Origin of the sequence: Streptomyces sp. NPDC059248 (assembly GCF_042753905.1) — a bacterium.
Taxonomy (GTDB): Bacteria; Actinomycetota; Actinomycetes; order Streptomycetales; family Streptomycetaceae; genus Streptomyces.
This window is the reverse complement of sequence record NZ_JBHYZV010000150.1, coordinates 1-7,224: the sequence shown is the minus strand read 5'-3', so window position 1 is coordinate 7,224 and position 7,224 is coordinate 1. Positions and strand designations below refer to the sequence as shown.

Genomic DNA, 7,224 nt, shown 5'->3' with positions numbered 1-7,224 from the left:
GACTGACCCCGGTCCGCCGATCCGCCGATCCGCCGGTCGAGCCGTCCGCCGGTCCGCCGGTCGAGCCGTCCGCCCCGGGGACCGGATTACCGCCACCCGGGGCGGACGGCTCAGCCGACGAGGCCGACGGGAACCCGTACCCGCCGGACAGGGGTCCGCACCGGCTGGGCGGGGACCCGTGCCCGCTCAGCCCCCGGCCGCGGCGCCGCGGCCAGCAGCCCGGCGAGCGCGCTACGACTCGACTGGAGCGTCGATATCCGGTCGTCGAGGCCGCGCAACTGCTCCTCCAGCGTCCCGGCGGCGCACCGGTTCAGGGCGGGCCCCGGCCCCTCGACGCACGGCAGCACCTCCCGGATGACCCGGGTCGGCAGCCCGGCGTCGAGGAAGGCGCGGATATGGCCGACGACATCCGGCGCGTCGGCGGCGTACCTGCGATGCGTCCCGACGCGGTACGGAGTCAGCAGGCCCTGCTCCTCGTAATAGCGCAGCAACCTCGGGCTGACCCCGGTCACCCTGGCCAGTTCGCCGATCCTCATCCCCATACCGTCCGTACCCCCGCCCGTCCCGACCGCGTGTGACGTCCACCACGTCCACTGCTTCCACTGGAAACTCACATCGATGTGAGGCCCTACCTTCCCAACATGACCACCACCCCGATTAGTTCCTCCGGCTCCTCGCACCTCTCCTCCTACGTCACCCGCCTCAACGGCCGTCCGGCCACCGCCGACGAGCTGGCTCCGCTCGCCTTCGCGGGCTATGCCCACTTCACGGCGATCCAGGTCCGCGACGGCGGGATCCGGGGCCTCGATCTCCATCTGGACCGGCTCCGCAACGCCTCCGGCGAACTCTTCGGCCGGGCGCTGCCCGACGAGCGGGTCCGCGAACTGCTGCGGGACGCCCTGGCGACGGGCCCCGCCGACCTGTCGCTGAAGGCGACGGTCTACTCCCGGGAAGGCGAGTTCACCCCCGCCGACCCCTCGGCGGCCCTCGACCTCCTGGTGTCCACGGCGCCACCCGCGAACGGCCCATCGGGACCCCTGTCGCTGGCCGTGGTCCCCTACGAACGCCCCCTCCCGGAGATCAAGCACGTCGGGGAGATCGCCAAGACCTACTACCCCCGTCTGCTGGCGGCCGAGGGCTTCGACGACGTCGCCTTCGTCGACGGAGCGGGCCGGTTCAGCGAGGCCTCGATCTGGAACCTGGTCTTCTGGGACGGCACGTCCGTGATCTGGCCGGAGGCGCGGATGCTGCGCGGCACGATGATGGGCACGGTGCGCCGGCAGCTGACCCGTCTCGGAGTCCCCCAGGAGGACCGGGAGGTCACCCCCGCCGATCTGACGTCGCTGGCGGGCGCCGCGGTCCTGAACTCGTGGACCCCGGTGGTCCCGGTCCACCGCATCGGCACGACCTCGGTCCCGGCGGCCCCCGAGTTCGCGTCCCTGCTGCGCCGGGCCCACGAGGCGGAGCCACTGGTCGCCCCCTGACCGCTCCCGCCCCTTGCCCCCTCCCGATCAGGGCTTTCGGCCGGTTGTCAGTGGCGCCGGGCATCATCGTCCCCATGGCCCAAGGAACCCCGGAGATCCTGCGCGACCTCGCCCACCGGCATCTGTCCTCGGACGACGCCGAGCGATGGCTCGGGCTGCTGCGCCCCGCCGCCCGTCTGCTCCCGGCCCGGCCGGGCGATCCGGTGGCGGCCCGGCTCGGCGGGATACCCGAACTGCCCGCAGGATGGGCGTGGCCCGTGTGGGAGGGCCACGGCCCGCTGTCGTTCATCGCCTCGGCCGACTGCTCGGCGCTGCCGCGCGAGGCGCTGGACGTCGATGTCCCCAAGGACGGCACACTGCTGTTCTTCTACTTCGACGGGCAGCTGGACGACGGCTCGGCCGTGGTGCTCCCGGAGTATCCGGACACCCGGCCGGGCTCCCGCCTGCTGTACGTCCCCGCGGGCGAACCCGTCCTCCCGCGCGGGACACCCGAGGGCCTCGACCCGTACCCCGTGGTCGATCTGGCGGCCCGTCCGACGATGACGTCGGCCGAGCCGTGGCACCCCGACCTGCGGGACGCCTTCTCCCCCGGCTCCCCGGCCTGGCAGCGGTACGACCACCCGGTGTGCGGCGAAGACTTCGACGAGGCGCTGTGGGACACCGAGGAGGACGAGGGCCCCGCCCACCGCATAGGCGGCCATCCCCACTCCATCCAGAACCCGGTGGAGCTGGAGGCCGCCGCGACGGCCCTGGGCGGGGGCGACGCCGGCGCCGTCGACCGGCGGGACCCCCGGCTGACGGCCGAGTCGGCGGACTGGGTGCTGCTCGCCCAGTTCGACAGTGACGACGACGCCGACATGATGTGGGGCGACGCCGGGCTCCTGTACTGGCTGATCCACCGCGACGACCTGGCCGCGCGCCGCTTCGACAAGGCGGTGTTCACCTGGCAGTGCGGCTGAGACGGCCTAATCCGACCCGGCCGTGTAGTGCCCGGCGATCTCGTCGCTGGTGGTCACCCACACCCCGGGATGGTTGACGACGTACTCCAGGGCCTGGTCCAGATAGCGGCTGCGGAACGGCTGGCCGATGACGAACGGGTGCAGCGCCAGGGCCATCACCCGGCCGCTGTCGGGCGTGGCGTCCTCGTACAACTGGTCCAGCTGGTCCCGGACGATCCGCACGAAGTCGGGTCCCGAGATGCCCTTGCTGACGAACAGCCCTATGTCGTTGAGTTCGACGGAGTACGGCACGCTGATCATCCCGGGGACGTTCAGCCGGTAGGGCTGATCGTCGTTGGTCCAGTCGAGTACGTACTTGAGACCGAGCTCCGCCAGCAGCCCGGGCGTCTGGAACGTCTCGGTCAGTGCCGGGCCCATCCAGCCCCGGGGCCGCTGTCCGGTGGTCCGCTCGATGCTCTCCACCACCTCCGTCAGATACCGCCGCTCCTCCTCCGGCTCCATCCCCGCCTGGAAGGTCGAGTTGTCCCTGCCGTGGGCGAGCCACGCCCAGTCCCGGGCCCGCCCCGCCTCGACGATCTGCGGATACCGCTCCCCGGCCGCCGAGTTCAGCAGGGCGCTGGCCCGTACCCCGTACCGGTCGAGGCTCTCGATGACGCGCCAGATCCCCACCCGGGGCCCGTAATCCCGCCACCCGTAGTTCAGCGGATCGGGCGTCAGCCCGGCCGTCCCCGGGAACGTGCTGGTGGAGGGCCGGTCGAGCCGGTAGTGCTCGATATTGAGCCCCACATAGAAGGCCACCCGCGCACCACCCGGCCAGCGCAGCGGCTCCCGCTCGGTGACGGGACTGTAGTCGTACAGCGTCTGTTCCATGTCCGTAGACTCCAACCCTCACACTGATGTGAGGGTCAAGCCGCGTCCCGATATGAGGTGGACCCCATGCGCATCGGCGAACTCTCCCGGCGTACCGAGACCTCCCGCCGTCTGCTGCGCTACTACGAGGACCAGGGTCTGATCGCCGCCGCCCGCACCCCCAACGGCTACCGCGACTACGACGAACGCAACGTCGACCGCGTCCGCCAGATCCGGGGCCTGCTCGACGCGGGCCTGCCCACCCGGGTCATCAAGCAGATCCTCCCCTGCCTCGACCAGCCCCGCTCCATCTACTTCCCCAACCCCACGCCCGAGATGCTGGCGACCCTGGAGCACGAGCGCGACCGCATGAGCAGCCGGATCGACGTCCTCATCCGCAATCGCGACGCGATAGAGGCGTATGTGGACGCCGTTCGCGAGCGGGACCGCGCTCGGCGAGAGCGCTGACGGCGGTCACGACCGGGCGCCGCTCACCCTCCCGTGGACGGCAGGTGGATGAGCCCGGCGTCCGTCGGCCGGAAGCCGCAGGCGTCGAAGTAGAAGCCGCGCAGCGGGGGATCGAAGTCGACGTGCAGCCATTCGCAGCCGGCCGCGCGCGCCCGCTCCGCCGCCAGCCGGACGACCGCCGTCGCGATCCCGCGCCGCTGGTACGGGCCCCGGGTCTTCGTATCGATCAGGAAGGCATGGTCCCCGCCGTCCCACGCCACGTTCACGAACCCGACCAGAAGCCCGTCACGGTCCCGGGCCGCCACCCAGCCGAGGCTGTACTCCCTGATCCGGTCCCACCAGCCCGCGACGGCGTTGCCGCCGTGCGACCGTACGAGGTCGGTCATCTCGTCGTCGGTGACGGGGTCGCGCCAGCCGTAAGAGATCTCTTCGTTCATCCCGCCAGCCTCACCGACCCCACTCCGATGTCAACCCCGTTTTCTCCTGGTGGTGAGCCGACGGCCGTCCCCGGCCCGCGCCACCGTCCTTCCGACCGGCGTCGCGGGGCCGTACTCCCGTTCACCGGCTCCGCCGAGGGACTCCCCCGTCCTCAGCTCCGGCGGCGCAGGGAGACCAGGATGTTCTCGTTCGCGTCCCGGGTGACGAAGAGGCCCGAGCCCTTCAGATCCGTGATCAGGGGCAGTTCGGTGCCCGCGGGAAGGACCTCGGGGGAGCCGGTCGGTGTGGTCAGATCGAGCCGCACCAGGGTCGGGGCCTCGGAGTCGGCGGTGTCCTCCACGGCACCGTAGGCGATCCCCCGCTCATCCGCCGAGGCGAGGAGCACCGTCTTGGGGTTGCCGTCGCCCACCAGGCACAGCCCCTTCTTGCGCTCCAGGTCGAAGGCGACCGGCCCGGCGAACAGGAAACGGCCGTCGGGCGACGAGCCGACCGCGTAGTCCCGGTCACCGTCCTTCTTCTCGGGCACGTCCGCGTCGCAGGACATGCTCGCCAACAGCTCGCCGGTGCCCTGATCATGGACGGACCACACCGGATCGGCCTCGGCACCGCTGGACGGTACGGGATGCCAGGCGGCGAGCAGCCGTCCGGCACCGGCGCCGTAGACGGCTCCGTTGGGCGAGTTGAGGAATCCGGTGACGGCGGGCACGCCACGGGGACGGAAGTCCCCGCTGGACCAGCGGCCCGGAACACCGAATCCGCCGCTCCCCATGGCGACCAGCACACTGCCGTCATGGACGTCGATGACGCGGCTGCCACTGCACATCGTCTGCCGCGCACACTGCGGCAGCAGCTTGTCGGGGTCGCGGTGGACCGCGATCTTCCCGTCGGTCAGGTCGACCGCGGCGGTCGAGGACGGATACATGTCCCGGTCGCCCCACGCCACCAGCAGGCTTCCGTCCTCGCCCCCATTGATCTGGTAATCGCCCGGCATGGCGGAGACGGGCACGTCGATCTCCCGCAACGGCTCGACGGACCGTCCCGTCGCCTTCGCCGGGAAGACGGCCAGCCGCAGGATCTCCGTCCCCTTGTTCAGCTCGTCGCTGCCCCGCGTCCCGTGCGCCCAGGCGACGATATGCGGGGCGCCGCCGATGGTGGCCGAGACCAGTCCGGGAAGCTCCGCCGGCTCACCCGAGGCGTCGGATCCCTCCGCGCCTTCGACCGGGGTGGGCACCTTCCAGGGTGCCGAACTCCATCGCACCGCTCCGTCGGCGGCGTCCCGCACCTTGACCGTGTATCCGTCCGACGCCACCTGCATCACGGCGACTCGGCCGTCGTCGGTGGCGGCCACGGGAATCGAGTGCACCGAACCGGGTATCCACGGCAGCGACTCGTCCCACCCCTGAGCGGGACGGAACTCGGACGGCACCGACAGCTTCGCCGCCTTCACCGCGGGCTGTTTCTCCTTCGGGGAGCCGTCCTGGTCGTCCCCCTCGCCTCCACCGGAGCCACCGCATCCGGCCACCAGCACCACCGCGGCCAGTACACCCGCTCCGACCCGTCCCCCGCGCATGCCCACTCCCTCGCCGGCTCCGCCCCCTCGCGGCCCCGGTCGACCGCCGAACGCACCGGCCTCGTACGGAGATCGACGCTATCAGCGCGGGATCACCCCCGGACCGCCCCCGATCGCGTGATCGGGCCGACCACCCCCGGCGGTATCGATGCGAGTGGCATCGGCCCTGCTTCGCCGAAGATCAGGCCAGCAGCCGTACGAACTCGGTCATCTCGGTCTCCGGGTCCACCACGGGCTGGATCAACAGCTCGTCGACCCCCGACTTCTCCAGCGCGTCGATCCGCTCGACGACCTCGTCCCTGGTACCGACCAGGCCGAATCGGTCCACCAGGGACGGCACGATGAGATCGCGGTCCTCGGGGGACAGCCGGCCCAGATAGTTGCGGTAGAGCGCCTGGTGAAACCTGGGGTCGGCGGGGTTGGTGCCGCGCAGTCGGAGCAGCCGGTCGACAGCGGCGGCCTCGGCCAGCGGGAAGGCCGCCCGGAACGCGGGGTTCTCCGCGCTGAGGATCAGCGCGCAGAGCGCTACATGCCCCGTCGCGTCCTTGACCGGATCGCCGTAGCGGTCCTCACCATCGGCGAGGATGTGCAAGGAGGTCATGAGATACGACCGGGTCCTCCCGGCCCTGCCCGCGCCCCGCGCCGCCTCCCCCCGGGCCCGGCCGAGGGCGGACCAGGCCGCGGGATCGTGCGCCCCGAAGGAGATCAGTCCGGCACCGAGCCGGCCGGCGACCGCGGCGGCCTTGAGTCCGAACGCGGCCACGACGAACTCCACAGGAGCCTCGGTGTCGACATACGGCCCGGCATGCAGGAACCGCACCCTGCTGGACCGGGTCCCCTCGCGGTAGTCCGACTCACGGCCCGCGGTGAGATCCTGCAAGGCGGCCGTGAACGTCTCCAGCTCCGCCATCTTCGTGGGCCGCATACCGAGCGTACGTCGCGCCGTGTTCCCGGTGCCGACGCCGCAGATGACGCGGCCGGGGGCGAGGGCGTTGAGGCTGCTGACCGCCGCCGCGGCGGCGGGCGCGGAGCGCAGCGCGGGTGAGGTGACACCGATACCGAGCCTGATCCGGTGGGTGGACTTGGCGCAGAGGGCGAGGCTCATGAACGGATCACCGTGGATCATCGGTGTGTCGTACACCCAGAAACTGTCGAAGCCCAGTTCCTCCGCGCGGGCGGCCAGGTGTTCCACACCCGGCTCTGCTTTCGTGACGATGCCGGTCCGCATGCGGCTCTCCTCGCCGTCGAGTGGGATGGCCGAACCAGCGGATGGTCCAGCCGGGAGAGATAGTGCCGTCCTCACAGTGTCCGGGATGTGAACCTCACACAAGGAAACGGATCCCCGAGGCGTGAAATCACCTCCTAGGTGTATTGACCTGCAACGTTGTTAACGCGGCTGATCGGCGGCTTGCCGGCCAGTGCGGTGTGGCTGCGGTGGTGGTTGTAGGTGTGGAGG

Annotated in this window: 8 protein-coding genes; 3 read left to right on the top strand and 5 right to left on the bottom strand. The window is 71.2% G+C overall.

The features are described 5' to 3' along the window. Positions 1-110 precede the first annotated feature (110 nt). Complete coding sequence (locus tag ACFXG1_RS32750) at positions 111-536, bottom strand: MerR family transcriptional regulator (RefSeq protein ID WP_384716682.1); 426 nt, start codon at positions 534-536, stop codon at positions 111-113. Positions 537-641: 105 nt separating this feature from the next. On the opposite strand from ACFXG1_RS32750, the gene ACFXG1_RS32745 reads away from it, so the two are divergent. Continuing rightward, the gene (locus tag ACFXG1_RS32745) at positions 642-1,484 is read left to right on the top strand and encodes an aminotransferase class IV family protein (protein ID WP_384716679.1); all 843 of its coding nucleotides are present in this window, start codon (positions 642-644) and stop codon (positions 1,482-1,484) included. A 74-nt stretch (positions 1,485-1,558) separates the two neighbouring features. Next, positions 1,559-2,443, top strand: coding sequence for a YwqG family protein (locus tag ACFXG1_RS32740; RefSeq protein WP_384716676.1), 885 nt, complete (start codon positions 1,559-1,561; stop codon positions 2,441-2,443). Between the two features lie 6 nt (positions 2,444-2,449). Here the strand turns inward: ACFXG1_RS32740 and ACFXG1_RS32735 are convergent, their stop codons facing one another. Then, positions 2,450-3,313: a polysaccharide deacetylase family protein gene (locus tag ACFXG1_RS32735; RefSeq protein WP_384716673.1), complete on the bottom strand. Its 864-nt coding sequence runs from the start codon at positions 3,311-3,313 to the stop codon at positions 2,450-2,452. A gap of 66 nt (positions 3,314-3,379) precedes the next feature. On the opposite strand from ACFXG1_RS32735, the gene ACFXG1_RS32730 reads away from it, so the two are divergent. Next, positions 3,380-3,760: a MerR family transcriptional regulator gene (locus tag ACFXG1_RS32730; RefSeq protein ID WP_384716670.1), complete on the top strand. Its 381-nt coding sequence runs from the start codon at positions 3,380-3,382 to the stop codon at positions 3,758-3,760. Positions 3,761-3,783: 23 nt separating this feature from the next. On the opposite strand, the gene ACFXG1_RS32725 is transcribed toward ACFXG1_RS32730, so the two are convergent. The 3 genes from ACFXG1_RS32725 to ACFXG1_RS32715 form a co-directional block, all read right to left on the bottom strand. Then, a complete protein-coding gene (locus tag ACFXG1_RS32725) occupies positions 3,784-4,197 on the bottom strand; it encodes a GNAT family N-acetyltransferase (protein WP_384716667.1) in 414 nt (137 codons plus the stop codon). 152 nt (positions 4,198-4,349) lie between these two features. Further along, positions 4,350-5,768: a hypothetical protein gene (locus tag ACFXG1_RS32720; RefSeq protein WP_384745817.1), complete on the bottom strand. Its 1,419-nt coding sequence runs from the start codon at positions 5,766-5,768 to the stop codon at positions 4,350-4,352. Between the two features lie 181 nt (positions 5,769-5,949). Beyond that, a complete protein-coding gene (locus ACFXG1_RS32715; protein WP_384716661.1) occupies positions 5,950-6,996 on the bottom strand; it encodes an LLM class flavin-dependent oxidoreductase in 1,047 nt (348 codons plus the stop codon). Positions 6,997-7,224 lie beyond the last annotated feature (228 nt).